Origin of the sequence: Stappia sp. BW2, from assembly GCF_008107695.1 — a bacterium.
Taxonomy (GTDB): domain Bacteria; phylum Pseudomonadota; class Alphaproteobacteria; order Rhizobiales; family Stappiaceae; genus Roseibium.
The window spans coordinates 1-407 of the sequence record NZ_VIRG01000027.1; the positions used below are offsets into that span (position 1 = coordinate 1).

Sequence of the window (407 nt, forward strand, 5' to 3'; positions counted from 1 at the left end):
GAGTGTCTCGTGGGCTCGGCACGTCACCCTGCAGGATCTGGCGCTGACGGGTGCGTTCATGCGCGGGATCGGTCTCCGGTACGGCCGACAGCAGCGCCCGGGTATAGGGATGCAGCGGATTGTCGAAGAGTTCCTCGCGGGTGGCAAGTTCGGCCAGCCGCCCGAGATACATGACGCCGACGCGGGTGCTGATATGGCGCACGACCGCGAGATCATGGGCGATGAACAGATAGGTCAGCCCGTATTTCTCCTGCAGATCGAGCAGCAAGTTGATGATCTGTGCCTGGATCGACACGTCGAGCGCCGAAATCGCCTCGTCGCAGACGATGAATTTCGGCTGGCAGGCGAGCGCGCGGGCAATGACGACACGCTGGCGCTGGCCGCCGGAAAGTTCGTGCGGGTAGCGC

General features: G+C 63.9%; 1 protein-coding gene. It reads right to left on the reverse strand.

All coding sequences use genetic code 11. The annotated features are described in order from the left end of the window. The coding region (locus FMN63_RS00125) for an oligopeptide/dipeptide ABC transporter ATP-binding protein (protein ID WP_148581924.1) at window positions 1–407 on the reverse strand (407 nt) is incomplete at both ends.